Below are 26983 nucleotides of genomic sequence, written 5' to 3' on the forward strand. Positions count from 1 at the left end.
CTTCCATTTTATGAACTAACTTATCTTAGTACAAGGCTATATTAAATTAGACTGCTGTTTTCTAGAAGTTAAAAGAGCATAGTACAAAGAAAAAGGATATCCTAAAAGTCAAAGATAGACCAAGGATATCCTTCCCTTTATTTCATACTTCCAACTATATAAAGTTAAGCTAACCAACCAACTTTAGTTTTTAGTATGCCAAGCTCATCTACTATCTTTTTGTCTACTTGTTGTATTGTCTAAACTAAAATCACGTTCTCCGCGATTTTGTTGTTCCTTCTTTTTAGAGGTAGCTTCTACGTATTTATGCTCCTCTTCTTCCCTATACTTTCTGTTTAAATCGTTTTCTTTGGTAGTCATAAATTTAATCCTCCTCTAAAAAAAATTAAGCTAGTAAAGTAGCTTAGTCCTTATATTCCCGCTTATTTAAGAAATAAACATGTAAGTTATTATTTTTTAGAGTTTAATAGTTCCTTTAGTTGGCTAAGTACAACTGCAAATTGCTCATTATCTATTTTTTGTCGAAAGTCACGAAATGGATTACCCTTTTTCTTTATTCGTTCTAGAACAGTAGGGATGGAAAATAAATCTGGTCTTAAAGATTCACATACCTCATCCCAATTTAATGGTGTAGCAACAAGTCCCCGCTCATTTCCCCTTGGAGAAAATGGTGCTACAATCGTTTTCCCTTCCTGATGCTGAACATAGTCCAAGTACAATTTATGATGACGATTCTTTTTCAGCCGCTCCGTTGTAAACCATTGTGGTTCCTGCTCACATAAAAAATCACAAACAAATTTCGTAAATAAACGAGTGTCTTCGTACGAATAAGTATCTATTGGTAAAGGGATATAAATTTGCAACCCTTTCCCTCCGGACGTTTTCACAAATGATGGGAGCTCAAAATGATCAAAAATAGCTTTCATTCGTATAGCTGCTTCAATAGCTAATGAAAACTCATGAACAGAAGGAGGATCCAGGTCAAATACTATTTCGGTTGGCTTAGCCGTTTGAGTAGGTTGAAAAGGAATATGAAATTCTAACGCCAGCTGATTTCCTAACCAAAGTAAGGATTCCACATCATTACAGAGTACATAACGGATATCATCCACCTGCTCCGTTGCAATAAAACCTGGAAGATGATCAGGCCAATTTTTTTGATAAAAACTTTCACCTATTACGCCATGAGGATAACGAATAACAGTCAATTGACGGTCACGTAAAAATGGAAGTATATATGGAGATACATGTTGTAAATAAAACAAGTAATCGTCTTTTTGAATACCACTAGCTGGCCAAATAGGTTTTTCCGGATGCGTCACATGTACCTTTTCAGGAAGTGGATACAATTGTCGTTGCATTTGCTGCCAACTACAATCACTAGGCTCCTTATCTAGATTAAATCCATGGAACCGTGGTTCTCGTAAACTTTTTCCATCGAAGTCTATACAATCTATCTCTACACAGATGGACGGTTCAATCTCCCACGTGCTTGCAGTCCTTTTTGTGCCATTCGTTTGAAACAACGTTTTTAATGTATGTAACTCCCCTTCTTGTAAGCCATGACGGAAAGCTACTACTTCTACAAGCACCTCTTTTTCGTATACTGCTCCATGGAAATAGTTATTGCTTTCGTCATATTTTATTAAGATTACACTTATATATCGCCAATTTTTTATTTTTAACCAGTTAATCGTTCGTTTATCGCTATTCCAACTACTCGTTTGATGCTTAGCTACTATTCCTTCACCATGATTCACAACGATCTTGTTCCATAAAACATCACTATCATGAAACACATCAATTAGTTGAATTCGATTTATGTCTTCATAGTTTGTAGAAATAGGAAGATGAAGCTTTTGAAATAGTGTATGAAGTTGCTTCTTGCGAGTAGCAAGAGAGTCATTTGTTCGATTTTCTCCATGATAATTCAGTATATCAAACACAATATAATGGCAAGGAAATGCTTGTGCGTGCTTCTCAATCACCTCTTGATTGCGCATGCGTCCTCTTAATTGAACAATTGAAAAGTTACTTTGAAAATGATTCGTTAGATTTACCAACTCTCCGTCTAGAGTCAAGGGCAGGAAAGGTTTTACTCGTTCATACATTTCATGACAGAAGTTAATAATCTCCGGAAACATCGCATTAAGTATATTTCCATTTCTACTTATAAGAATTGGTTCATCTTCCCATTCTAATATGCATCGAAAACCATCATATTTTGCTTCATACAGCCAGTCTTTCCCTAAAGGTATTTCTGTTGCAACAGTTAAAAGCATTGGCTTCAAATGGTTAACCTACTTTCCTATTTTGCTTATCTTTTGATCAATTTACATTCCTAATACATAAAAACAGCCAAAAGATTACATAGTAAGAAGAAAAGGAATAGTAGGAGGAAATAAATGCATACAGTTTGGAAAGGAAGTATTAGCTTTGGTCTTGTTAATATTCCAATAAAGCTTCATACAGCAACGGAAAATAAGGATATTAAATTACGTCAACTTCATAAAGAATGTCATACACCCATTAGTTATGAAAAAGTTTGTGAGGGCTGTAAAAAAGAAGTGCAGAACGAAGACATTGTAAAAGCCTATGAGTATTCCAAAAATAAATTTGTCGTTTTGGATGAGGAGGAATTAGAGAGGTTAAAAAAAGAAAACGAAGATAAAGCAGTGGAAATAATAGACTTTGTCAAATTAGAGGAAATAGATCCTATTTACTTTGAACGAAGTTACTTCATGGCACCTGATAGTGGCGGTGGAAAAGCATATTCCCTTCTAAGAAAAGCCTTACAGGAGTCCGGCAAAATTGGAATAGCCAAAATCATTATTCGTTCGAAGGAACAGTTAGCAATAGTTCGCGTATTTAAAGAAACACTCCTAATGGAAACCATACATTTTCCTGACGAAGTAAGAAGTGCCGCAGACGTCCCCAATATCCCTAGTGAGCAAACAGTTGTTCAAAGGGAGCTAGACACAGCCCTGCTCTTAGTGGATCAGTTAACAACTGCTTTCGACCCTGAAAAATATACAGATGAGTACCGTACAGCCTTAATGGATTTAATTGATGAGAAAAAAGCTAGTAACCAAACAGTAGCATTGAGCGAAAAACAACCAGCTGCTCCTTCTAATGTGACTGATTTAATGGCTGCCCTCCAGGCCTCTTTGGATAAAACGAAGACGAAAAAACCTCCTACAAGAAAAAGAACGGCGAAGGCAAAAACGTCTTAAAATAATAAACTAGCGACCAACTCAACAGAGAAGGTCGCTGTTTTATTCATAATATTTCAATCACCTTTTATCAATTTTTTTGACTCTTACAATCTACTTCTTTTTCCGTTTCTTCACTTCATCTTCGTAGAAGACACTGAAATTTGGGTCGATGGTACCGATATTTAAATACCTCGCTTTATAATCCCGAAGTAGCTCAAAGAATTTTTTGCTTAGTATTAAAATAACGACTAGGTTTACGAATGTAGGGATTGCCGTTGTAATATCAGCAAAATACCAAACCGCTTTTCCTGGAAGGTTATACGTTACTGCATATACAACCATTAAAAAACCTGGTACAGGGTAAAGCCACTTGAATAGAGTTAGAATTTTATATTTTAAGGTAATCTTTTTTTCTGTATTAAATACGTGCCTTAACAATATTTCATAGTACGTATACCAGCCTGTGGAAGTTGTCAATCCAAACAAAAAGATAGACACGGTAAGAATTATTCTACCGAACTCACCAATCCCAATTTCAAATGCGGACAAGGTTAATGCCGCACCATCAAGTCCAGAAGACCATACGCCTGTGATGATAATTGTAAAAGCAGTAATCGAACAGACAATAATGGTATCAACAAATACTTCTACTGATCCCCACATCCCCTGTTTTATCGGGTGATCTGTTTTCGCTGTGGAGTGAATCATCGGAGAAGTTCCCCAGCCTGCCTCATTACTATAAACAGCCCTTGCAACCCCCATCCGGATTACTTGAGCAATAACAGCACCGGTAAAACCACCGACAGCTGCCATACCGGAAAATGCACTATCGAATATTAATGCGAAAACAGGAATAATTTCAGTATAATTTTTGAAGATAATAAACAGACCTGCTATAACGTAAAACATACACATAAAAGGAACGAGTAAAGATGCAATCTCCCCAATTCGCTTAATTCCACCGTAAATAATAATATAAATAATCGTTAAATAAATGAACGAAGCGGGTATCATTCCAATATTAAATGTAGAGCTTAACGCTTCCGAAATAGTATAGTTTTGTAGCGTAATAAAAAACGTTGTAAAAATGCCGATACCAAAAAGAATGGCAGGTACTTTCCAATACTTAAAGTTCTTTTCTTCCCCAAGCCCTTTTTCCATATAGTAAGTAGGTCCGCCATATGGATTTCCTTTTTCATCCGTATTCCGGTAGTAGACGGATAATGTTACTTCTACGGTTTTTGTTATCATTCCTAGAAGAGCAGTGATCCACATCCAAAAAACTGCTCCAGGCCCACCAATTGCAATCGCTGTAGCGACACCTCCTATATTCCCTACTCCGACACTGCCACCAATCGCCGTACTTACAGCTTGAAATGGTGTTAATAGTCCTTTCGAGTCCTCGGATTTGTCTCGTTTGGAAAATACTTTTCCGAAAGTCTGTTTATAAATATGAGGTAAATAGCCGAACTGGAATAACTTACTGCCTATTGTGAAATATACACCAACAAATAAAACAGTAACAATGAGTGGTAATCCCCATAACCACCCGACAATCGTTTCAAGTATTGCATCCATTTTCTTGCCCCCCTTTAGTTTTTACGAACAATTCTCCCTACCATTATTTTCGGTACTTCACTTCTCCCCCGATAACTGTCATCTCCACATCGGTTGTCAAAAGCTCGTCAGCACTGTCCATGGAAAATGGATTACGTGACAGGACAGTCATATCGCAAAGTTTACCAATTTCGAGTGTTCCTTTGTCCATCTCCTCGTTTGTTGCGTAGGCACCTCCTAACGTAAATAATTGAACAGCCTCGTACATCGATAATCTTTCTTGCTCATTGAAACCGTTGTGAATATCCCCATGTTTCTTTCGTGTTACAGCAGCATGAATACCAAGCAGTGGATTTAGTGGCTCAATCGGGGCATCAGAACCTCCTGCACACCATACACCAGCTTGAAGAAGTTTTTTAAACGGATAAGAATAATTTGATCTATCTTCACCTAATCTATCAACAATCCAAGGATAATCACTTGGAACAAATTTGGGTTGAATGTCAGCAATACGATGAGGATTCTTAAGTCTACTAATCAATTCTTCATTCAAAACAGAAACATGGATGAGCCTATCACGATGTCTAACAGGTTCAAATTGATCTAATGCATCTAACACATTTGTTAAAGCTTGATCTCCAATGGTATGAATTGCAACTGGCATTTTATATTCTCTTACCACTTGAATCATTCGATATATTTCCTCATTGTTATACATGGCATTTCCGAAATTTCCTGGGTCGTCTTCGTATGTCTTTGAAAGAAGAGCTGTACGCCCCCCTAAAGCACCATCCGCATAAAACTTAATTGCTCCAATCATTACCTTGTTATTTCCATAGCCAGCAAACATTCCAGAGCTTTTCAGTTCGTCCAAATAGGTATAGTCTATTAAAAGGTTACTTCTCGGACCAATTCCTTCTTGGTTTACTAGCTCATCGAATAGTTTATAAGTTTGATTTGCACCATCTAAATAATTCGGATCATTTGTGTGAATACCCGTTAAGCCGAGGCGAACAGCGTCATCGAGTGCCGTTTTTACTGCACTTTTTAACTGATTGTAATTCTTTTTAGGGATATGTTTTGTAACAATATTTGAAGCAGTCTCCAATAACAGACCGGTAGGTTTTTTTGTAGTAGGTTCTAAGACGACAGTACCACCATATGGAATTGCCATATTGGAGTGATATCCGCATTGTGCTAGCGCTCTGCTATTGACCAAAAATGCATGTCCGCATATTCTTGGCAAGAAAAGAGGAGAAAAAGGAGCGACATAATCAAGTTCTTCTATAGTTGGAATTCGTTTATCCGGAAAAATATTTTCATCCCATCCACGACCTAATATCCATTCATCAGGATGTATGGATGCAGCCTTCCCTCTAACTGCAGCCAATAGTTTATCTCTTGACTTTACACCAGTAAGATCTAACTCTTGCGAATTAATGCCTACACTCGAAATGTGGAGGTGACTATCTATTAAACCTGGAAGGACGGTTCTCCCTTCTAAGTCAATAATTGTTGTTCCATTTCTCCCCCATTGAAGAAGCATATCTTCGTTATTGCCTATCTCAACGATTCTTTCATTACTTGTAACAATAGATTGTGCCATAGGTTCGTTAGGATTCATCGTATAAATATTGCCATTGATATAGATGGTTTTCAAAGTCAATTACTCTCCTTTTATTTCTAAAGTAGTATCATCATTTTAAGTTGAATATTTTAAATATTCAAAAATTATTTTTTATTTGAGGAAAGTATATGAAAAAACCGAAATCAATAGAACGATTGGAATTACATCAATTATAAATCGTTCAAGCTTGAACTACATTTCTAGTAAATAAACTTGTAGTAAGAGCAACAAACATGATAGTAATAACAGATAGAAACAATGTATCGGTCGATAATAAAATACCTCCAAGCAAAATAACAAATGAATCAATGAAAAAAATGAGTATCCCCACATTTATACCAGTCTTATCACATAGGAACTGCGCAATCAGATCCGTACCTCCTGTACTCGTCCGAAACCGAAGCATTAAGCCTATGCCACTTCCCACTAAGACCCCTCCTAGAATCGAGCTATACACAGGATTAATCAAAAATAGCGAGTCATTTGTTTTTAGGAAGTCTATAAAAAGAGAAGATATTATCATGCCATGTAAACTATTGTAGAAATAATCTCTATAAGATACCCAAGCAATTATAAATATAGGGATGCTTAAAACTATAATTGTAAGCCCAGCTTTAAGTCCCCATAAATAATTTAAAATTAATCCAATTCCAATAATTCCCCCATCCAACACCTTATAAGGAACTAAAAAAAGATTTATCCCTAAAGATATAAGGATGCTACCGATAACAATGACGATGCTTTTTTTCACAAAATACATTTAAATTCCTCCAAGAATTGGATCTGTATTTAATTTATGAAAAAACCTAACTCAAGATGTATAAAAATCCATTTATCTATTTATCCAAAGGGTATAATGTACATACTTTAAAAGAAAACAGAAAAAAGGCCGTAAACGTTGATTAACAACATTTACAGCCTTTTCTTTACTTATTTTATTTACGTCCCAGGAGAGATTCGAACTCCCGACCGACGCCTTAGAAGGGCGTTGCTCTATCCAGCTGAGCTACTGAGACTTATGTATGACCAAATTTGCCTACTTACCTATTATAAAGGAAATTTAACAAATTTCAACCCTTCAGGAAAAATTTATTTACAATTGTTTTACCTTAACTTAATACCAGTTTAGTTTTGTACTATTCTAAAACAACATATCAATTTTAAAATTAAATTCACTGTTGTTTTTAGAAGAATATAATTTGTGACGAAAATCCGCAAGACTTCTGCGGAAAAACGGGCTGCCAAGACACCGCAACGAGCTTATAGGAACATATCCTAAGTTCGCCACATCCAAGTGGCAACGGGAAAAAAACACCTCTTAATCTAATATTAGAAGATGTTTTTTCATCGCAAGTTTCACTTACGTTCCAGGAGAGATTCGAACTCCCGACCGACGCCTTAGAAGGGCGTTGCTCTATCCAGCTGAGCTACTGAGACAACGCACCTGTCTTACCAAAGAAAATATCTATTTTGTTTTTTTGTCAGTAATTTGTCAAGGGATATTATCATTTTTTATTCAATTGTTTCCTCAAATGATTTTCTACCTGAATAAATCTTACCTACCACTACATTAAGATCATTTATAGAATCTTCGCTCAATCTTACCTTTCCATCTGTTTGTTGTTCCTTCCACGTTTCCACTTTTTGTCGATACACATACTCTGATAAACGGTAAATATCAATCTCGTTTTTTAATCCTTCTTTATACGTGTCTTCAATCTCTTTCTTCACTTGTTTGATAACACCTTTCCGTATTTCTTCGGGTGTTATTTTTCCCTGAAACTCGCTAACTAAAACATTCACTCTTATATCGATATCAAAATTGACATTATCTCTCGTAACTATCGGTTTTACTTTAACATCAAGATCATCTAAAATTACAGTCATATAACTTTCTTCATGAGGATCTATTTTGAACGTTAATTCCGATCTAACTGTTTCCTCCGTCATCCATTGCAATCCTCTTATTTTATCTCCTTGAATAAAACCCTTAAAATCGGTCGGGGAAATCACACCTACCCCTAATATAGAAGCAGCCTTATCTAATTCTTTTTCCGTCTCCCAATTTTCTTTAATAGTAATTAACGGGATTTTCACTTCGTAATTTGGCTCGTTTAACATAATAATTAGCTCTCGTAAATCAATAGGCTCTACTAATGAATCTTGCTTGTAAGAGTTTTCAGGATCTGAAATCTTAGACAGCGTCATCGCTTTGTTGAATATCGGTGTAAGGAGCAATACATCTTTTATTGGATCTGTCGTTGTATAGACCCATGTTTGATATCTCGTTTCTCTATATCGGATAAACCCATTAATTACCGGATTTGCATTCCCATTCTTTAATACTTCTTCCGAAAAAATAAGATAACTAAAATGCCCCCAAAAAAGCTTTAAATCCATCGATCGATACAAGCTAAAAATTGCATCATCAATAGTTTTTCCTGAGCCATGACCCACCTCTATCTGATTTAATTCAAGATTTGGTTGTTCTGACTTAGCTATATTTGCAAAATTAACAATTTGAGCATATACCTCATATTTATTATCTTTATAATCCACACCTACTCCATAAATATAGAGCATTCTTTCAGGTTCCGTCACATCCCAACAGCCTGATATAAATGTCATTAATATAAAGAGGATAATCATTTTTATCCTTTTCATTTCTCAGCCTCTTTTGTCCGAGTCTTATCTTGTGGATCTAAAACATTCGGACGCTTCTTATACTTCTCCGGAGACAATCTGAATAACGATTTTTTAATAGTTGTCCAACTTAAATCAGTGGCAATATTCATATAAGGAACCCCAAATATTCGGATATTCGCTAAATATAGCAACAGGAAATACAGCGCCATAAAAAATCCGAATAACCCTAAAATTGCAGTGATTAAAATAAATATAATACGCGTAATACTTACAGCTGACACAAGAGATTGGTTAACTAGTGTAAATGTCGATATGGTAGAAATCGCAATTATAACAATCATTGCAGGACTAGTTAAACCTGCTCGTATTGCAGCATCTCCGATAATGAGTCCTCCTACAACACTTATCGTCCCACCAATTACGCTCGGAAGACGTAAGCCTGCTTCACGAAAAAGTTCAAACATTAGGAGCATTAAGAGCATTTCAATCGCGGATGGAAGAGGTAAACCTGTATTTGATTGAACTACAGTAGTAAGTAATTGAAAAGGCAGTTGATTTTGATGAAAAGTAGTCAATGCAAGCCAAAATGAAGGAAGAAGTACGCCGATTAGAATACCTGAAATACGTAGTGTCCTTTCCAATGAACTAAACGCTACAGGATATTCTGTATCCTCACCTGACTTTAAAAGTAAAAATAAATTCACAGGGGTAATAACAGCGTAAGAAACTCCATCAACTAATATGATAAACCTTCCTCGTACGAGTGATTGAACAGCGAAATCTGGTCTCCCTGTATAATCAGTCCTTGGAAAAATTTTAGAATTTTTATTCACTTCTTCCATTAAAAACTCACCACTAAAAACAATATCTGTGTCAACTTTATTCAACTGTTCTTTAATCTCATTTAATATATCTTTATTGGCGATATCGCTAAAATATAGAATGGCTACTACAGTTTTGGAACGCTTTCCTAGTATAAGTTTTTCTACGCACAACGAATTCGTAGGCAATCTCTTACGTATTAATGCGATATTCACAGAGATATCTTCAATAAAGTTATCCCTCGGACCTTTAATGAGTACCTCCATCCTCGATTCTTCAGGATTTCTATTTGGCTTTTTAGAAATATTACTTGAAAATAAAAGATTGCCTTCCTCGAAGTAAAGTAACAAATGTCCCTCGTATATTAAAGAAATTGCTTCCTCTTGATTCTCCACTTTTTTTAAGTCGGGTATGTGTAACTTCTCAATAATTACTTCTTCGAGTGATTGCTCCGTTATGTTGTCGCAAACTGACTGAACTCGATGTACAATGACTTCATTTAATAACTGCTGGTCAACCATCGCCTCACAAATGAGAAACTGTACTTTATGTCGATGGAATGAGTATCCCTGAAATTTAACATCCGCGGAATATTGAAATAACTGCTGCAATGCTTGCAAATCCATTGTACTTTCAGCCGATTGCATTGTCTTTTCACTTCTTTCTAAGCAATATTATAATTACACGTTTTTGGCAGTTTTTCTGGAAGCGAATGCAACTATGGTTAAAAAGAGTGATAGTACGATTAAGAATACAAAAGTACATATTAAGAAATAATTTCCTTTTATTTCCAAAAACAGATCATCATTCAACAGAGATAATGATAAGCTAAGGAAGAAGAAAGGTGGTGCGATCATCGTCCATATCCGTTTCCTATTCTCATTCAAATTGAATAGATCTACTACTATAAACAACAAAAATCCAACTCTAATAAATGCACCTGTTAACCATTGATACACTGAGAAAAAATCCATATGTTCAATATATCTTCCTATCGTTGCAAGTCCCCATTCTTCATAAGCTGGATAACTTTGTTTAGCTGCTTCAACTGGCCCGAACTCTGTGATTGCTCCGATAAGTGGCCCCATCGTCAATCCCATTAAAATAAATAGCATAATAGCAAAATGGTACCAGCGAATCCTGCCCTTATAGTGATGCTGAAGGAACAAAAGCAAGAGCAGTTCAACAAATCCAGATGCAGGATATACCGCTCCTGTAACAATCGGTTGAATCCCATGTTCAAAAAAAGGTCTTAACAATTCATAATCTTTTACTTGCATATTGACAAATGCCACAAAAAATCCTAAAACAATCACTCCGAATAAAACAAGTACATTCACGATAGCAATAGTTTGAATATTTGTTGATATAAGTAGGATGCAAAGTATTGTAAAAATGGTCAGCAAAAGTAACATTGGAGTATTTGGTAAAAATGTCGTCTTCACCCATTGCAATGTTTCTCTTATTGTAAACGCACTAAGGACGATTAAATAAAATCCAATCATATAAAGGATAATGGTATATCCGACTTTTCCAATCCTTTGTTTTAACCAATCTTTCATTGGCAACTGATGTGATTTGTTATGAACATATAATAAAAGAAATAACCAGGGAAACATAAAGAGCCCAGCAAACAATATTGCAGCCCACCCATCTCTGCCTACAACTTGCAATATCGGAGGAATAATTGTCACATGATTCTTTAAACCAATAACAGTCATCGATAGAAAAATTACGTGCAATATACTAATTGGTCCGACACCTGTTCCTCTCACTAAAAAACCCTCTATCATTTGTTGATATTATTTAGTTTTGACAATAAAACGAGATATTATAAGTTCTAGAATGAAATAATCTAAATCAACTAATGGAAATAGATAATATCGGAAAACAGAAGTAACTTATTAGAAGTGTAATAAAGTCTAGCAAAGTCATAAAAAAAACCTTCCAATCAAATGATTGGAAGGTTTTTTTATGTATAGAATGAACGTCCCAGGAGAGATTCGAACTCCCGACCGACGCCTTAGAAGGGCGTTGCTCTATCCAGCTGAGCTACTGAGACAAGTACTCCCCACCACAAAGATAGGAAAGACAAGATTTATTATATAACGATCACAAGTTAAAGTCAACGATATTTCAAGTAAAGTTAAAATTTACTTGTTCCAATAGTTTATGTTCATCGGTATAGAATAGAACACTCCATGCATTCTCCAGTTTTTGAATGATTGCATAGCTTTTTTCTTTACGCCCTCGAGGCTTATGTAAGCTGCCTGGATTCACAAACAGGATACCGTTTTGCATTTCTGTACCGAGTAGGTGTGAATGACCAAAGCATACGATCGATGCTTGTACCTCTTGTGCTCGATAATTAAGGGGCATTAGAGTTGATTTTACGTTATGCTTATAGCCATGAACCACTAATACTTTATTATTTGCTAAATCGAATAAAGCTTCATCCTCAAAAAGCTCATCAAAGTCACAATTTCCACGAACGATATGAATGGATGTACCTTCAAAATAAGCAGCATCTAATTCACTATCGCCACAATGGATAACCGCATCTACATCCTGGCAATGCTGAATTACTTGCTCCATCGTCTCTGTATCTCGGTGAGTATCACTAAGTACTAATAATTTCATTCCCAGACCTACGCATCTTGCAGCAAGTCAGTTAAATTAGAAGCAAGCTGTTTTATCGCATTTCCTCGATGTGAAATAGCCCCTTTTTCTTCTGCTGAAAGCTCTGCCATCATCTTCTTCTCAGATGGAACATAAAATATTGGGTCATAACCGAAACCATTATTCCCTTTTCTTGCCGTAGCAATCATACCTTCACAAGTACCCCTTACAGTAAACGGCTCTTTCGTAGGAGAAGCCACAGCTATTGCACAAACAAATCTAGCAGATCGTTCTAATTCTTTAACATCTTTAAGCTCTTCTAACACTTTATCGATATTTGCTTCGTCGCTTTTATCTTCGCCTGCGTATCTTGCAGAATAGATGCCTGGACGGCCGTCTAAGGCGTCAATCTCAAGTCCACTATCATCTGCAATGACAATTGTTTGCAGGTGATCAGCAAGGGCTGTTGCTTTTAATAGAGCGTTCTCTTCAAAAGTTGTTCCCGTCTCTTCTACGTCCATCTCTTCCGCTACATCATGTAGAGTTAACACGTCATACCCAAGTGGACCAAAAAGCGCTTCAAAATCCTTTGCTTTTCCTTTATTTTTCGTCGCTATTATAATTTTTTTCATTCGAAATCAAGTCCTTTCTCCCCGATTTTAGACGCTAGTTCTCCTAGTGCCTCACGTTGGATAGCCATCAGTTGTTGAATTCCAATTTCACCAAACTCCAATAACTCCAGCAATTCCTTTTTAGAGAAGGTTGCTTCTTCACCAGTTCCTTGAAGCTCTACATATTCCCCATTACTTGTTTGGACAATATTCATATCAACAGAAGCAGAAGAATCCTCCTCATAATTTAAATCTAACACAACTCCAACGTTTTCAATTACTCCTACGCTTGTCGCAGCTAAATACTCACGTACCGGAAATTTAGGAAGTTGTTTCCTGTCATATAACTTTCCAAGGGCTATCGTTAATGCAACAAATGCTCCTGTAATACTTGCTGTTCGAGTTCCACCATCCGCTTGAATAACATCACAATCAATCCAAATCGTTTTTTCTCCAATGACTTCTAAGTCAACTACGGAGCGCAATGCTCGTCCAATAAGACGTTGGATCTCCATTGTACGACCAGTTACTTTCCCTTTGGAAGACTCACGTTGCGTACGTGATTCTGTGGCACGTGGTAGCATTGAGTATTCCGCCGTGATCCATCCTTTACCTTGTCCTCTTAAAAATGGGGGTACACGATCTTCAATCGTCGCATTACAAATAACCTTAGTTTGTCCTACTGTTATTAAAACAGATCCTTCTGGATGCATTAAATAATCCGTTTCAATCTGTACATCTCTCAATTGCTTAACTTCTCTTCCATCAGTTCTAATCATAAATAGCTCCTTTTTATATACCCTTACGCAAAAGAAGACCCCGCTATATCGAGGATTCTCAAGCTAACAGGGTCAATTGAATGAAATTGTTCGTACATCTGCATTCGGTAACTCTAACCACTTCTCTACAATTGTTTTAAATATTGGTACCGAGCCTGACGTATAAAATACAGGTGTTTTCACTTCTTTTATCGGATTGTGCATTTGGTGGTAATCTAAGTATTCCATGACATCATGAGCCGTTTCTTCTGCAGAGGAAAGCACACTAACATTATTCCCTACTACTTCTTCGATATGCTTTTGTAATAATGGATAATGCGTACATCCAAGAATAACCGTATCAAATTGCTCTGCCCTTAATGGCAATAACGTTTCAAATACCATATTGCGAGCAAATTCCCCTTCATATTCATTACTTTCTACGAGTGGAACAAACGTAGGGCAGGCAAGTGGTATGACTTTACTTGACGTATTCAAAGCCGCTATAGCTTTTTCGTACGCCCCGCTCTTAATCGTACCGCTTGTACCCAACACTACAATTTCATTTCTTTTTGTAGCTTTAATAGCTGCTCTCGCTCCTGGAAAAATAACACCAATAACAGGAAAAGGCATTTTATTGTTTAATGAATTAAGCGCCACTGCTGTAGCTGTGTTACAGGCTATAACAAGCATTTTTATATTCATTTTAGACAAAGCAATGGCCAATTGCCATGTAAATTTCCGTACTTCTTCACTTGATCTTGGTCCATATGGACATCTAGCTGTATCGCCAATATAAATTATTTCTTCATTAGGTAGAAGTTGCATAATTTCTTTTGCAACGGTTAAACCACCGACTCCAGAGTCTATAACACCGATTGGGGCATTCACTTTAATTCCTCAGTTCTTTTTCATCTCTTGGTGTAACTTTTTTAACAATATTGCTAGGTTCGCTGCTTCGTCTTGATCAAATTGATCTAGTATATCTTTTAAGTACTGTTGTCGTTTATCGATTACTTCTTCGATGATTCGTTCGCCTTCTTTTAATAAATGAATACGTACGACACGACGATCTTGTTCATCTCTTACTCGTTGAACAAGTTCACTTTTTTCCATTCGGTCAATTAAATCTGTCGTCGTACTAAAAGCTAAATACATTTTATTAGATAAATCACCAATTGTCATGTCTCCAAGTTCAAATAGCCATTGAAGTGCTACAAACTGAGGTGGCGTAATAGTATATGCATTTAAAATTTGACGCCCTCTTTGCTTAATAATCCCTGATATATGTCGGAGTTCCTTTTCTAAAAAAGCAACATCATCTTGACTATGATCATGTCTAATACTATTTATTTCATCTGCCATATAATCCTTCACTCCTCAAAACAATACTAACTATTTAATATTGTGACTTGTTCTGAGGAAAATGGCAAGGATTCAAATCAATTTAAGGATAATTCACCTAATCTTAATAGTTCAACAATTGCTTGTGACCTTCCCGATACCCCTAACTTTTGTATTGTATTAGAAATATGGTTTCTTACAGTTTTTTCACTAATAGATAGCGTTACTGAAATATCTTTCGTAGAATTATCCTCTACTAGTAATTGAAAAATTTGACGTTCTCTGTTCGTCAGTATTGATCGATGCTGATTACTATCGTACAATGCCATAGCCCCCTATCCACTCTCCTACTAACGTATGTAGCATGAGGATAGTAGGTGACGGCTAGTTAACACTCTTTTGAAAAACTTCTTTATCTTTTTCTGTCCATTTTGATGCTTTTCCTGTTTTCTTATCAATTTGAACAATTGCCCCTCTACCAGTGAAAACAATTTCCCCTTTTTCATCTTTACCCATGTAGTGAATATCTACAGAGGAGGACCCAATTGTATTTGCCTTCACATATATACGCAGTTTTTCATCAAAGAAAACCTGTTTTACATAATCACACTGCAAATCAGCCACGACAGGAATTTTTTCTCCCTTAGGATCTAACCAATCGTTCATTAGATTTATATGTTTGAAGTATTCAATGCGTGCATACTCAAAATAAGCAAAGGTCACAGTATTATTTAAATGTCCATACATATCCGTTTCTGAAAAACGAACGCTAACCTCTGCGTAAAAAGCAAATCCTTGTTCCCAACTCGCAGCATCTTCTATGTAACTAGGTCTCATATACTAATCCCCCTACGTTGAATTATTAGTGGATTTTTCAGGTTTAACATTCTGAAAACCGATAATTATGCACTTATTGTATCAGAGAAATAAAAAATCTGCATAGAATAATATTCTACGCAGACTTCCTAATAAAGTATTAGTCAACCATATGATCGCTTCCGAAGAAGTTTTTGAACATTTGAACTGTTGTATCGCGGTTTAAAGCAGCGATAGAAGTTGTTAAAGGAATACCTTTTGGACATGCAACTACACAGTTTTGTGCGTTACCACAGTTTGCAAGGCCTCCATCTCCCATAATTGCATTTAAGCGCTCATCTTTGTTCATTGCCCCAGTTGGATGCGCATTAAACAGACGAACTTGTGAAAGTGGAGCTGGCCCTATAAAGTTTGAACCACTGTTTACGTTTGGACAAGCTTCCAAACATACACCACAAGTCATACATTTTGATAATTCATATGCCCATTGACGTTTGCGTTCCGGCATACGTGGACCTTCTCCAAGATCGTAAGAACCATCAATCGGAACCCATGCTTTTACTTTTTTCAAAGCATCAAACATACGTGTTCTATCTACTTGAAGGTCACGAACTACTGGGAATGTTTTCATTGGTGCTAATTGAATCGGTTGAGTCAATTGGTCTATAAGAGCAGAACATGATTGACGTGGACGACCATTAATAACCATAGAACAAGCTCCACAAACCTCTTCTAAACAACTCATATCCCAAGCTACTGGAGTAGTAGCTTTTCCATCAGCGTTTACTGGATTTTGACGAATTTCCATTAAAGCAGAAATAACATTCATATTTGGACGCCAGTTCACTTCGAATTTTTCCCAATATGGTGTGGATTCAGGTGTATCTTGGCGGAAAATTTCTATCTGTACTTTTTTCGTTTCAGTTGCTGTAACCATTATTATTTCTCTCCTTTCGTAGAAGAATAATCACGTTTACGAGGTGCAATAAGAGATACATCTATTTCTTCATAATGGAAAATTGGAGCCCCTGTTGCAGGATCAAATTTTGCCATTGTCGTTTTCATGAACTCTTCATCATTACGCTCTGGGAAGTCAGGTTTGTAATGTGCTCCTCGGCTTTCGTTACGTTGAAGTGCTCCTATCGTAATAACGCGAGCTAAGTATAACATGTTCTTCAATTGACGAGTAAATGAAGCACCTTGGTTCGACCATTGTTGTGTATCATTCATATTGATATGTTCATATCGTTCAAGTAATTCTTGAATTTTTTTATCTGTAGCTTCCAGTTTGTCATTGTAACGAACAACCGTTACATTGTCTGTCATCCACTCACCTAGTTCTTTATGAAGTAAGTATGCATTTTCAGTACCTGACAGCGCCATTGTTTTATCCCATTTCTCTTGCTCAAGTTTAACTTCCGCTTCAAAAATAGTAGCGTCCATATCTTCAGCATGAGTATCAAGGTGTTTCATATATTTTACTGCATTAGGACCAGCAACACTTCCTCCAAATACAGCAGATAGTAGTGAGTTTGCTCCTAAACGGTTTGCACCATGTTGTGAATAATCACATTCTCCTGCAGCAAATAAACCAGGAATATTCGTCATTTGATCTTCATCTACCCAAAGTCCGCCCATAGAATAGTGAACTGCTGGGAAGATCTTCATTGGTACTTTACGAGGGTCATCACCTGTGAATTTCTCATAAATTTCGATAATGCCACCTAGTTTTACGTCTAGTTCATGAGGATCTTTGTGTGAAAGATCTAGATACACCATGTTTTCTCCGTTAATACCAAGTTTTTGGTTAACACATACGTCAAAGATTTCACGTGTTGCGATATCACGTGGAACCAAGTTACCATACGCAGGATATTTTTCTTCTAAGAAGTACCAAGGCTTGCCGTCTTTGTAAGTCCAAATACGTCCACCTTCACCACGTGCAGATTCTGACATTAATCGTAATTTGTCATCACCAGGAATTGCAGTTGGGTGAATTTGAATAAATTCTCCATTTGCATAATATGCACCTTGTTGATAAACGATAGAAGCTGCTGAACCAGTGTTAATAATGGAATTCGTCGTTTTCCCAAAGATAATACCAGGTCCACCAGTAGCCATAATTACTGCATCCCCACGGAAAGCACGAATTTCCATTGTTTGAAGATTTTGCGCTTTAATACCGCGACAAACACCTTCACTATCTTTTATTATACCAAGGAATTCCCATCCTTCGAATTTCGTAACAAGACCATCTACTTCAAAACGACGCACTTGCTCATCCAAAGCATATAGAAGTTGTTGACCAGTTGTTGCACCAGAAAATGCTGTACGGTGCATCAAAGTACCACCAAAACGACGGAAATCTAATAATCCTTCCGGTGTACGGTTGAACATAACACCCATACGGTCAAACAAGCTAATAATTCCAGGAGCAGCATCAGTCATTGCTTTTACTGGTTTCTGGTTTGCTAAGAAGTCTCCACCATAGACAGTGTCATCTAAGTGTACAGCTGGTGAATCTCCTTCACCTTTTGTATTTACAGCCCCGTTAATACCGCCTTGCGCACAAACAGAGTGTGAGCGTTTTACAGGAACTAATGAAAATAGATCTACGTGTGTGCCATCTTCGGCTGCTTTCATTGTTGCCATTAATCCAGCTAGACCACCGCCGACAACAATAAGTTTACTTTTTGCCATGCTATTCTCACTCCTTATTTAATAGTAGTTGAATGTGTAGAGGGTTCCTTATACGAATGCTAAAAGAGCTTGTACACCAACTACAGATAATGCTAAGAAGATTACCATTGTTACATATGTAGCAATTTGTTGTGATTTTGGTGATTGAGTAATACCCCATTTAACTAAGAATGACCAAATACCGTTAGCTAAATGGAATGAAGCTGAAACTACCCCTACAATATAGAAGCCTAACATCCATGGATTTGATAATATCTCTGCCATCATATTAAAATTAACTTCTTTTGCTCCAATAGCAGCTTGGAATCTTGTTTCAAATACATGCCAAGCGATGAATACAACAAGAAAAATCCCAGTAAAACGTTGTAAAATAAACAAATAGTTTCGAAGTGTTCCAAAGTTTTTCGGATTATTTTTTGCAGTAAATGCAATGTAAATCCCGTAAAACGCATGGAACATTAATGGTAAGTAAATTACGAAAATCTCCAGCATTAATTTGAATGGAAGACTCTCCATAAAATGTGTTGCACCATTAAATGCCTCTGGTCCTCTTGTAGCAAAATGGTTTATTACTAAATGTTGCGCCACAAACAATCCAACAGGAATTATTCCTAATAAAGAATGTAATCGGCGCATGTAAAATTCGCGATCTTTCGACAAAACAGGTACCTCCCTCATATTTACATTCGACAAAGATGAATTACTATCGTAATAGAACAATAGGCATCATCACTTGTTCACATATTCATGTTACGAATTTATGACATATCCATTGTACTCTCATCATTTTGGAGCGTCAAGGCAGGATTAATTATTTCAGCAATCTTTCTACTTTCATTCCCCTATAATGATTGAATTATTTTTTCACAAACTATTCGGTTACCAAGACAAATTTATTTATGATAAAATAAACAAGATAGATTAATATTTTTTTTGGAAAGATGGGTTGCTACTTGAATGAAAAAGAACATTCACATGTAACTTCCTTTGGATATGAATTAATAAGAGACCACGTGCTTGCTTCTATTCTCGGAAAACATGAAAAAGACATATTATATTGGGCTGGAAAAGATCTTGCTCGCAAATTTCCACTCTATTCGATGGAAGAAGCCATCTCTTTCTTCCAAGAAGCAGGATGGGGTACACTAGAACTCGATAAAACAACAAAGGATTCTGCTTACTATACATTACATACGTATAATTTACCCCAAAGCGGGATAAGTCGCAGCCACCGACTAGAAGCTGGCTTCTTAGCAGAGCAACAACAAAAAATATCTGGTTACTTAACTGAATGCTATGATGAACAATTAAAAAAGAATGGAATCGTTACTTTTCATATTAAATGGGATTTAAAAAGTTAATAATCCAACGAAAAGCAATGTACATGTCATAGACTATGTACATTGCTTTTTTTCGCTTCTTACTGGCTAAGTCCTAATTTAAATTCATCGTGTAAAGCATTAGCTGCAAGAATCATATTTTGTTGGGGTACCACGACGGAAACTTTTATTTCAGAAGTACTCACCATTTTCACCGGAATATTTTCTTTACGCAAACGATCGAACATTTGTGCAGCGACACCAGGATTAGAAACCATACCAGACCCAACGATTGAAACCTTTGCTAGACCCACCTCAAAATCAGCAAATGTAAAACCAAGCACTTCTTTATGAGTTTCTAAAACTGTAATTGCTTCTGATAAGGATTCTTTTTTGATAGAAAATGAAACAGTTGGTTTTACACCATCTACAATGGATTGAACAATAATATCTACATCTATATGATTATTAGCAAGTGTAGTAAAGATAGAAGCTAACGAACCGTTAAAAGGCACTTCGTACTCTATCGTTAATCGAACAATATCCGATTCAAATGCTACTCCACGAACTACTAAATTTTTTTCCACGTCTACTTCCTCCTTTAAAATAGTACCCTCATTTTCTACATAGCTGGAACGAACTCTTAATGGAATTTTATAGTTTTTTGCAAATTCCACTGCTCTTGGATGCAATACACCTGCACCTAAATTAGCAAGCTCAAGCATTTCGTCATATTCCAACTGCTCTAATTTCCTTGCATTTGGGACGAATCGTGGGTCCGAAGTGAATACCCCTTCTACATCTGTATAAATGTCACAAATATCCGCCTCTATTGATACAGCAATTGCTACTGCAGTTGTATCTGATCCACCTCTACCAAGCGTCGTAATTTCTCCATCGCTTGAAACCCCTTGAAATCCCGCAACAATGACTACTTTACCTTCCTCTAACAAGTTCAGAATTTTAGAGCCATCCAAATTTTCTACTCGAGCATTTCTATATACATTGTCTGTTTGTAAGCCTGCTTGCCAACCTGTTAAAGAAATGGCATCAATGTCTAAAGCATTTAATTGGATTGCAAGTAAAGACATCGTTACCTGTTCTCCAGTGGTTAACAGCATATCCATTTCTCTTTTAGTGGGACTTTCCGTTATTTCATGTGCTAGTTTCACTAACTCATCTGTCGTTTTCCCCATTGCTGAAACGACAACCACAATATCATGACCTTTTTCTTTTTCTTTGCGTATTCGATTAGCTACATGTGCAATTTTTTCTGTAGTCCCAACAGAGGTACCACCAAACTTCATAACAATTTTACTCATGAACATTATCTCCCTTTTTTATCTGCAAGGATTAAAAAATGCTTTTCACATATTGTGAAAAGCATTGTCTCATACACGGTCAAAAAGTAATTGTCCATGTGAGATAGCCCTCCAGAATATCAAATTCTGACAATCCTACATCTCTTAAATGCAGGACCAACATAGAAAAGGAAAAGCTTTTCTATATTTCGGCGAATAACCCTTTTCTCAACAATCCTAGGAACTTTTCATCCTCCTGATGAGTACTCTTGTTAATTCGCACCTCTATCTTCACTTTTGAATAGTGAATATTAAATTGTTTCAACCATAACACAACATTATTCTGAAGACAACGAATTTTTATTAAAATGATTTATCATAACGTCTGCGAGCTTACTGGAAAGTCCAGCATCTATATACTCTTCTTTACTAGCAGCTTCCATCTTCTTTAAAGATCCAAAATGCTTTAGTAATAGTTTTTTTCGTTTTGGTCCGATTCCTTCTATCCCGTCTAACGAAGAAGCTATTGTATGCTTTCCACGTTGTTGACGATGGAATGTAATAGCAAATCGGTGCACTTCATCCTGAATACGTTGGAGTAAATAAAATGCTTCGCTCGTACGCTTCATCGGAATCATGTCAATTGGGTCTCCATACAAAAGCTGAGAGGTTTGGTGCTTCCCATCTTTCGCAAGGCCAGCAATCGGAACATCTAGGCCCAATTCATCTTCGATGATTTCACGAGCAGCCTCTATTTGTCCTTTCCCTCCATCAATAATGATTAAATCTGGTAAAGGTAATTGATCTTTTAGAACTCTTGTATATCTTCTACGAACAACTTCTCTCATAGCACCATAATCATCATGCTTCGCGGCAGTCTTCGTTTTATATTTACGATAATCTTTTTTGTACGCTTTTCCATCTACAAAAACAACCATAGCAGAAACAGCGTCCGTACCATGGATATGCGAATTATCAAAGGCTTCTATTCGATTTGGAGTTGAAATCCCCATTATATCTCCTAATTCCTCTACCGCACCTATCGTTCGTTCCTCACGTCTTTCAATCAAATGAAACTTTTCGCTTAATGCTAATACTGCATTTTTTTCTGCCAAATCAACTAAATCTTTTTTTGTACCTTTTTGCGGAATAATCACTTTCATTTGTAATAGCTCCGAAGCTAAATGCAAGTCTGTATTAATCGGAACAAATATTTCTTTTGGTTTAATATGTTCTGGCTTGGCATAAAATTGACCTAAAAATGTCAGGAACTCCTCTTCTGGATCACGATAAATCGGGAATAGTGAAACATCTCTTTCGATTAATTTACCTTGACGAATAAAAAATACTTGAACACACATCCATCCTTTATCAACCGTATATCCAAAGATGTCTCGATTTGTGAAGTCATTCATCGTCATTTTTTGCTTTTCCATTACCATTTCAATATGTGCAATCTGATCTCTATACTCTTTTGCACGTTCAAATTCTAATTGTTCTGCTGCAGACTGCATCTTTTCCGTTAAGTCCTTTTTTACATTCGCATGCCCACCGTTTAAAAAACTAGAGATTTCTTGAATCATTTCTTTATAAACAGAATCTTCAATTTCTTTCACGCAAGGAGCTAAACATTGTCCCATATGATAATATAAACAAACTTGGTTAGGCAATTTTTGACATTTTCGCAAAGGATATAAACGATCAAGGAGCTTTTTCGTTTCATTTGCAGCATGTACATTTGGATAAGGACCAAAATATTTGCCCTTATCCTTCTTTACTTGCCTCGTGATGATTAGCTTTGGATTTTTCTCAGCCGTGATTTTAATATATGGATACGTCTTGTCATCTTTTAACATAATATTATATTTCGGATCATGTTTTTTAATAAGATGAAGCTCGAGAATTAATGCTTCTATATCAGACGATGTGACGATATATTCAAAGTCCACTATTTCCTGTACTAATCTTTGTGTTTTTCCATCGTGAGACCCCGTAAAGTAAGAGCGCACTCGATTCTTTAGTATTTTTGCTTTACCGACATATATAATGGTTCCTTGGCGGTCCTTCATTAAATAACAACCAGGTTGATCCGGTAATATAGCACATTTTTGTTGAATTAAATCGTTCATTTTATCACCCGTTTAAAAAAACCGGGACCTTAGAGGACCCGGTTTTATTATTATGCGTTTTTTTCTACAAATTGAACTAATGCTTCTTTTGGTTGGAATCCAACAGCTTTGTCTACTGGTTTACCATCCTTGAATAATACTAATGTCGGAATCGACATAATTCCAAACTCGCTAGCAGTTGCTTGATTTTCATCTACATCTACTTTTACGATTTTGACTTTATCGCTCATTTCAGCGTCCATTTCTTCCAATACAGGAGCAATCATTTTACAAGGTCCACACCATGTTGCCCAAAAATCTACTAATACTAATCCTTCTTCTATATCTTGATTGAAAGTTTGATCTGTTCCGTGAACTATTGCCATTATAATTTCCTCCTTTTTTTAACTATAAATAGATTATAGCAGACAGAAAACACTACTTCTACATTTTAGCTTACAGGCAAGTAATATGAAAAAACTCGGCCCTTTTAATAGAACCGAGTATCATTTTTATCAGTGGCTCTGTTAAAAAAAGTGTTGTTACCTGCCGAAAATCCGCTCGCTTTCCGCGGACGAACTTCCAAGCCTCCTCGGGGCAACAGGATGTTGGTCACAAATCCGTTGCCACATGGATGTGGCGAACTTAGGATTTGTTCCTATAAGCTCGTTGCGGGGTCTTGGCAGCCCGTTTTTCCGCAGGAGTCTCACGGATTTTCGTCACAAATTCTAAAAACACAGCCTACTCTTTGTAAGAAAGTGACAACTGAGTAAAATCTATACTAAATAGAATGGTGCGAACACCTTTCTATTTTCTTATGCATTCACTTTTAGTTTTTTAAATTCTTCCGTAAGCATTGGAATTACTTCAAATAGGTCGCCAACTATACCGTAGTCTGCTACTTTGAAAATATTAGCCTCTGGATCTTTATTGATTGCTACGATTATCTTCGAGTTAGACATACCAGCTAAATGTTGGATTGCTCCTGAAATACCAGCTGCGATATAAAGGTCTGGTGTAACTACTTTACCTGTTTGGCCAATTTGTAGTGAGTAATCACAGTAATCAGCGTCACAGGCTCCACGTGATGCACCTACTGCTCCACCTAACACGGCTGCAAGCTCCTTTAAAGGTGCAAAGCCTTCTTCACTTTTCACTCCACGACCACCAGCAATAACTACTTTTGCTTCTGATAGATCTACACCTTCGGAAGATTTACGAACAACCTCTTTGATAATGGTACGAAGGTTCGTTATATCTACCGATAAGGAAGAGACATCACCTGTTTTGCTATCATCTTTTGCAAGAGGAGCAATATTATTTGGACGAATTGTAATAAATTCGATTCCGTCTTTTACTTTAACTTTCTCAAACGCTTTACCAGAATAGATTGGACGAATGTATACAGCTTCATCGCCTTCCCCTTCAATAGCTGTAACGTCAGATACTAAACCAACTTGTAATTTACTTGCAATTTTTGGCGATAAGTCTTTTCCAAGGGCAGTATGTCCGAAAACTATCGCTCCTGGTTTTTCCTGCTCAATGACAGCAAGTATAGCTTGGCCATACCCGTCTGATGTATACTGTTTTAAATGTGGGTGCTCAACAGTGATCACGCGGTCAGCACCATATTTAGCAAGTTCAACAGCTAGCTCTTTCACTGAATCTCCTAGTAGAACACTAACTACTTCCCCACCATCAGAAATTTGCTTTGCAGCGGCAATAGCTTCATATGATACATTACGTAAAGCACCCTCACGCGCTTCCCCTAATACTAATACTTTTTTAGACATGTTGTTTTCCTCCCAGTTTGAGTATGAATTCGAATCAAATACACCTTGGAGCAGTTGCTACCAGAAGTGACCATCTGTTAAACCAAGTTAAATGACTTTTGCTTCCGAATGAAGTAAGTGAACTAACTCTTTCACTTGGTCAGCTAATTCGCCCTCTAATACTTTTCCTGCTTCCTTTTTAGGAGGAAGATAAATCTCAAGGGTTTCTGTTTTAGCTACGACCTCGTCTTCATCGATATCAAGATCATCTAATTCTATTTCATCCAAAGGTTTTTTCTTCGCTTTCATAATTCCTGGTAATGAAGGATAACGTGGTTCATTTAAACCTTGTTGAGCAGTTACTAAAAGTGGTAAAGAAGTTTCTAATACTTCAGTATCCCCTTCTACGTCACGCTTAATCGTAACAGTTGTTCCGTTTATTTCTAGGTTTGTAATTGTTGTTACATAGTTGATGCCTAATAATTCTGCAACACGTGGGCCTACTTGTCCAGATCCACCGTCAATGGCAACGTTACCAGCTAAAATTAAATCAGGACTTTTATCTTTTAAGTATTCAGAAATGATCTGTGCAGCTGTAAATTGGTCCATTTCTTCTACGTCGTCTTCTAAATTAATAAGAACAGCTTTGTCTGCTCCCATTGCAAGCGCTGTGCGAAGTTGTTTCTCTGCATCTTCCCCACCCATAGTGATTACAGTTACTTCTCCACCCTGTGCGTCGCGAACTTGAATTGCTTCTTCAATCGCATATTCGTCATATGGGTTAATGATGAATTCTGCACCGTCTTCTTGAATTTTACCGCCGCTTACGACAATTTTTTCCTCTGTATCAAATGTACGTTTCACTAAAACATAAATATTCATTTAGAAATCCCCCAATGTGTATAGTGTTGTTTCCTTCTCAACAAGTAATTATTTCCCTTTAAAAATAGGCTGTCTTTTTTCTAAGAACGCTGAAATACCTTCTTTTGCATCTTCTGAAACGAATACCGTTCCAAAAGCATTTGCTTCTGCTTTCACACCTTCATAGTAAGAAGCTGGTTTCACATATTGAAGCATTTCTAGCGCAGCTTTTACAGCTACAGGACTTTTCTTTGCAATTTTGGTTGCTAGTTCCTTTGCGCGAGCAAATAGTTCTTCTTCTGGGTAAGCATGATTCGCTAAGCCAAATTGAGCCGCTTCTCTCCCACTAATCGGATCGCTACTTAACAGCATTTCTGCCGCCTTTGCAAATCCAACATAACGTGGAAGACGCTGTGTTCCAGCAAAGCCAGGGATTAACCCCAACTGTAATTCAGGAAGGCCAAGCTTTGCATTTTCCGAAACAAGTCGAATATGACAGCTCATCGCTAATTCCAGACCTCCACCAAGTGCAGCACCATGAATTGCAGCAATCACTGGTTTTGGGAATGTTTCAAGTTTTTCGAAAATTAATTGCCCACTTGTAGCTAATTCCGAAAATTCTTCTCCTGTTGATATAGAAGTGAATTCCTTTATATCTGCTCCTGCAGAAAAGAATCTTCCTTCTCCTTTAAGTAAAACAACTCGAACGGTATCATCATTTGCTACATCGTCTAGAAAGCTATTTATTTCTAGAATAACTCCGCTAGCTAATGCATTAGCTGGTGGACGATTAAGCGTAACTATCGCTACATGATCTTCAATAGTCCATGATAAAAATTCCATTTGCTCACTTCCCCTTTGTTATGCTTTTATCACGGCTTAACAGGCTGTAATACCCCCACCACAA

The 26983-nt window shown here is 36.8% G+C and carries 26 protein-coding genes, 3 tRNA genes and 1 riboswitch; of the genes, 2 read left to right on the plus strand and 27 right to left on the minus strand.

All coding sequences use genetic code 11. The annotated features are described in order from the left end of the window. Positions 1-204: 204 nt before the first annotated feature. A complete protein-coding gene (locus tag MHB48_RS13405; RefSeq protein WP_342598530.1) occupies positions 205-360 on the minus strand; it encodes a hypothetical protein in 156 nt (51 codons plus the stop codon). Between the two features lie 89 nt (positions 361-449). Beyond that, entirely contained in the window at positions 450-2291 is a 1842-nt protein-coding gene (locus tag MHB48_RS13410) for a DNA ligase D (RefSeq protein WP_342598531.1), read from the minus strand. 114 nt (positions 2292-2405) lie between these two features. On the opposite strand from MHB48_RS13410, the gene MHB48_RS13415 reads away from it, so the two are divergent. After that, complete coding sequence (locus MHB48_RS13415; protein WP_342598532.1) at positions 2406-3233, plus strand: Ku protein; 828 nt, start codon at positions 2406-2408, stop codon at positions 3231-3233. Positions 3234-3326: 93 nt separating this feature from the next. Here the strand turns inward: MHB48_RS13415 and MHB48_RS13420 are convergent, their stop codons facing one another. The 19 genes from MHB48_RS13420 to MHB48_RS13510 all read right to left on the minus strand — a co-directional run bounded on the left by MHB48_RS13420 (position 3327) and on the right by MHB48_RS13510 (position 19375). Continuing rightward, positions 3327-4793, minus strand: a complete 1467-nt coding sequence (locus MHB48_RS13420; RefSeq protein WP_342598533.1) for a sodium:alanine symporter family protein — start codon at positions 4791-4793, stop codon at positions 3327-3329. Between the two features lie 43 nt (positions 4794-4836). Next, positions 4837-6396: an amidohydrolase gene (locus tag MHB48_RS13425; RefSeq protein ID WP_342601384.1), complete on the minus strand. Its 1560-nt coding sequence runs from the start codon at positions 6394-6396 to the stop codon at positions 4837-4839. Positions 6397-6580: 184 nt separating this feature from the next. After that, positions 6581-7159, minus strand: coding sequence for a YitT family protein (locus MHB48_RS13430; protein WP_342598534.1), 579 nt, complete (start codon positions 7157-7159; stop codon positions 6581-6583). Positions 7160-7341: 182 nt separating this feature from the next. Continuing rightward, positions 7342-7415 (minus strand) — tRNA-Arg (locus MHB48_RS13435). 347 nt (positions 7416-7762) lie between these two features. Beyond that, positions 7763-7836, minus strand: a tRNA-Arg gene (locus MHB48_RS13440). Positions 7837-7911: 75 nt separating this feature from the next. Continuing rightward, the gene (locus tag MHB48_RS13445; RefSeq protein WP_342598535.1) at positions 7912-9063 is read right to left on the minus strand and encodes a Ger(x)C family spore germination protein; all 1152 of its coding nucleotides are present in this window, start codon (positions 9061-9063) and stop codon (positions 7912-7914) included. Next, on the minus strand, positions 9060-10514 hold the full coding sequence (locus MHB48_RS13450; RefSeq protein ID WP_342598536.1) for a spore germination protein: 1455 nt from the start codon (positions 10512-10514) through the stop codon (positions 9060-9062). Before MHB48_RS13450 ends, MHB48_RS13445 begins: the two co-directional genes overlap by 4 nt. A 33-nt stretch (positions 10515-10547) precedes the next feature. Next, the gene (locus MHB48_RS13455) at positions 10548-11642 is read right to left on the minus strand and encodes an endospore germination permease (RefSeq protein ID WP_342598537.1); all 1095 of its coding nucleotides are present in this window, start codon (positions 11640-11642) and stop codon (positions 10548-10550) included. Positions 11643-11855: 213 nt separating this feature from the next. After that, a tRNA-Arg gene (locus tag MHB48_RS13460) sits at positions 11856-11929 on the minus strand. Positions 11930-12003: 74 nt separating this feature from the next. Then, positions 12004-12507, minus strand: a complete 504-nt coding sequence (locus MHB48_RS13465; RefSeq protein ID WP_342598538.1) for a metallophosphoesterase — start codon at positions 12505-12507, stop codon at positions 12004-12006. Between the two features lie 8 nt (positions 12508-12515). Beyond that, positions 12516-13118, minus strand: a complete 603-nt coding sequence (locus MHB48_RS13470) for an XTP/dITP diphosphatase (RefSeq protein ID WP_342598539.1) — start codon at positions 13116-13118, stop codon at positions 12516-12518. Beyond that, complete coding sequence (gene rph / locus MHB48_RS13475) at positions 13115-13876, minus strand: ribonuclease PH (protein WP_342598540.1); 762 nt, start codon at positions 13874-13876, stop codon at positions 13115-13117. The genes MHB48_RS13470 and rph overlap by 4 nt, the downstream gene beginning before the upstream one ends. 72 nt (positions 13877-13948) lie before the next feature. Next, positions 13949-14746, minus strand: a complete 798-nt coding sequence (gene racE / locus MHB48_RS13480) for a glutamate racemase (RefSeq protein ID WP_342598541.1) — start codon at positions 14744-14746, stop codon at positions 13949-13951. 9 nt (positions 14747-14755) lie between these two features. Continuing rightward, the gene (locus MHB48_RS13485) at positions 14756-15220 is read right to left on the minus strand and encodes a MarR family transcriptional regulator (protein ID WP_342598542.1); all 465 of its coding nucleotides are present in this window, start codon (positions 15218-15220) and stop codon (positions 14756-14758) included. Positions 15221-15297: 77 nt separating this feature from the next. Beyond that, a complete protein-coding gene (locus MHB48_RS13490; protein ID WP_340922185.1) occupies positions 15298-15528 on the minus strand; it encodes a LuxR C-terminal-related transcriptional regulator in 231 nt (76 codons plus the stop codon). 55 nt (positions 15529-15583) lie between these two features. After that, complete coding sequence (locus MHB48_RS13495) at positions 15584-16036, minus strand: thioesterase family protein (protein WP_342598543.1); 453 nt, start codon at positions 16034-16036, stop codon at positions 15584-15586. 139 nt (positions 16037-16175) lie between these two features. Beyond that, positions 16176-16952 carry a succinate dehydrogenase iron-sulfur subunit gene (sdhB, locus tag MHB48_RS13500; protein ID WP_342598544.1) on the minus strand — a complete coding sequence of 259 codons (777 nt, stop codon included), beginning with the start codon at positions 16950-16952 and terminating at the stop codon, positions 16176-16178. A gap of 2 nt (positions 16953-16954) precedes the next feature. Then, positions 16955-18715 carry a succinate dehydrogenase flavoprotein subunit gene (gene sdhA / locus MHB48_RS13505; RefSeq protein WP_342598545.1) on the minus strand — a complete coding sequence of 587 codons (1761 nt, stop codon included), beginning with the start codon at positions 18713-18715 and terminating at the stop codon, positions 16955-16957. Between the two features lie 48 nt (positions 18716-18763). Continuing rightward, on the minus strand, positions 18764-19375 hold the full coding sequence (locus MHB48_RS13510; RefSeq protein WP_342598546.1) for a succinate dehydrogenase cytochrome b558 subunit: 612 nt from the start codon (positions 19373-19375) through the stop codon (positions 18764-18766). Between the two features lie 293 nt (positions 19376-19668). Between MHB48_RS13510 and MHB48_RS13515 the strand changes: the two genes are divergently transcribed. Beyond that, entirely contained in the window at positions 19669-20076 is a 408-nt protein-coding gene (locus tag MHB48_RS13515) for a YslB family protein (RefSeq protein ID WP_342598547.1), read from the plus strand. 59 nt (positions 20077-20135) lie between these two features. On the opposite strand, the gene MHB48_RS13520 is transcribed toward MHB48_RS13515, so the two are convergent. From MHB48_RS13520 to MHB48_RS13545, 6 genes are all read right to left on the minus strand, one after another. Next, the gene (locus tag MHB48_RS13520) at positions 20136-21356 is read right to left on the minus strand and encodes an aspartate kinase (protein ID WP_342598548.1); all 1221 of its coding nucleotides are present in this window, start codon (positions 21354-21356) and stop codon (positions 20136-20138) included. Between the two features lie 96 nt (positions 21357-21452). After that, positions 21453-21631: riboswitch (Lysine riboswitch) on the minus strand. A 42-nt stretch (positions 21632-21673) separates the two neighbouring features. Next, on the minus strand, positions 21674-23464 hold the full coding sequence (uvrC, locus tag MHB48_RS13525) for an excinuclease ABC subunit UvrC (RefSeq protein ID WP_342598549.1): 1791 nt from the start codon (positions 23462-23464) through the stop codon (positions 21674-21676). Positions 23465-23514: 50 nt separating this feature from the next. Then, entirely contained in the window at positions 23515-23829 is a 315-nt protein-coding gene (gene trxA, locus MHB48_RS13530) for a thioredoxin (RefSeq protein WP_340922201.1), read from the minus strand. Positions 23830-24258: 429 nt separating this feature from the next. After that, entirely contained in the window at positions 24259-25236 is a 978-nt protein-coding gene (locus tag MHB48_RS13535; protein ID WP_342598550.1) for an electron transfer flavoprotein subunit alpha/FixB family protein, read from the minus strand. A gap of 87 nt (positions 25237-25323) precedes the next feature. Further along, entirely contained in the window at positions 25324-26097 is a 774-nt protein-coding gene (locus MHB48_RS13540) for an electron transfer flavoprotein subunit beta/FixA family protein (RefSeq protein ID WP_342598551.1), read from the minus strand. 48 nt (positions 26098-26145) lie between these two features. Continuing rightward, positions 26146-26919, minus strand: a complete 774-nt coding sequence (locus MHB48_RS13545; protein ID WP_342598552.1) for an enoyl-CoA hydratase — start codon at positions 26917-26919, stop codon at positions 26146-26148. Positions 26920-26983: the final 64 nt, after the last annotated feature.

Source organism: Psychrobacillus sp. FSL H8-0483 (assembly GCF_038637725.1).
Lineage (GTDB): Bacteria > Bacillota > Bacilli > Bacillales_A > Planococcaceae > Psychrobacillus.

Excerpts from the sequence above, each read along its gene's own strand:
- MHB48_RS13405 (WP_342598530.1), bottom strand. The coding sequence starts at position 360 with ATGACTACCAAAGAAAACGATTTAAACAGAAAGTATAGGGAAGAAGAG.
- MHB48_RS13415 (WP_342598532.1), top strand. The coding sequence starts at position 2,406 with ATGCATACAGTTTGGAAAGGAAGTATTAGCTTTGGTCTTGTTAATATT.
- MHB48_RS13420 (WP_342598533.1), bottom strand. The coding sequence starts at position 4,793 with ATGGATGCAATACTTGAAACGATTGTCGGGTGGTTATGGGGATTACCA.
- MHB48_RS13425 (WP_342601384.1), bottom strand. The coding sequence starts at position 6,396 with ATGAATCCTAACGAACCTATGGCACAATCTATTGTTACAAGTAATGAA.
- MHB48_RS13430 (WP_342598534.1), bottom strand. The coding sequence starts at position 7,159 with ATGTATTTTGTGAAAAAAAGCATCGTCATTGTTATCGGTAGCATCCTT.
- MHB48_RS13445 (WP_342598535.1), bottom strand. The coding sequence starts at position 9,063 with ATGAAAAGGATAAAAATGATTATCCTCTTTATATTAATGACATTTATA.
- MHB48_RS13450 (WP_342598536.1), bottom strand. The coding sequence starts at position 10,514 with ATGCAATCGGCTGAAAGTACAATGGATTTGCAAGCATTGCAGCAGTTA.
- MHB48_RS13465 (WP_342598538.1), bottom strand. The coding sequence starts at position 12,507 with ATGAAATTATTAGTACTTAGTGATACTCACCGAGATACAGAGACGATG.
- MHB48_RS13470 (WP_342598539.1), bottom strand. The coding sequence starts at position 13,118 with ATGAAAAAAATTATAATAGCGACGAAAAATAAAGGAAAAGCAAAGGAT.
- rph (WP_342598540.1), bottom strand. The coding sequence starts at position 13,876 with ATGATTAGAACTGATGGAAGAGAAGTTAAGCAATTGAGAGATGTACAG.
- MHB48_RS13485 (WP_342598542.1), bottom strand. The coding sequence starts at position 15,220 with ATGGCAGATGAAATAAATAGTATTAGACATGATCATAGTCAAGATGAT.
- MHB48_RS13490 (WP_340922185.1), bottom strand. The coding sequence starts at position 15,528 with ATGGCATTGTACGATAGTAATCAGCATCGATCAATACTGACGAACAGA.
- MHB48_RS13495 (WP_342598543.1), bottom strand. The coding sequence starts at position 16,036 with ATGAGACCTAGTTACATAGAAGATGCTGCGAGTTGGGAACAAGGATTT.
- sdhB (WP_342598544.1), bottom strand. The coding sequence starts at position 16,952 with ATGGTTACAGCAACTGAAACGAAAAAAGTACAGATAGAAATTTTCCGC.
- sdhA (WP_342598545.1), bottom strand. The coding sequence starts at position 18,715 with ATGGCAAAAAGTAAACTTATTGTTGTCGGCGGTGGTCTAGCTGGATTA.
- MHB48_RS13520 (WP_342598548.1), bottom strand. The coding sequence starts at position 21,356 with ATGAGTAAAATTGTTATGAAGTTTGGTGGTACCTCTGTTGGGACTACA.
- uvrC (WP_342598549.1), bottom strand. The coding sequence starts at position 23,464 with ATGAACGATTTAATTCAACAAAAATGTGCTATATTACCGGATCAACCT.
- trxA (WP_340922201.1), bottom strand. The coding sequence starts at position 23,829 with ATGGCAATAGTTCACGGAACAGATCAAACTTTCAATCAAGATATAGAA.
- MHB48_RS13535 (WP_342598550.1), bottom strand. The coding sequence starts at position 25,236 with ATGTCTAAAAAAGTATTAGTATTAGGGGAAGCGCGTGAGGGTGCTTTA.
- MHB48_RS13540 (WP_342598551.1), bottom strand. The coding sequence starts at position 26,097 with ATGAATATTTATGTTTTAGTGAAACGTACATTTGATACAGAGGAAAAA.
- MHB48_RS13545 (WP_342598552.1), bottom strand. The coding sequence starts at position 26,919 with ATGGAATTTTTATCATGGACTATTGAAGATCATGTAGCGATAGTTACG.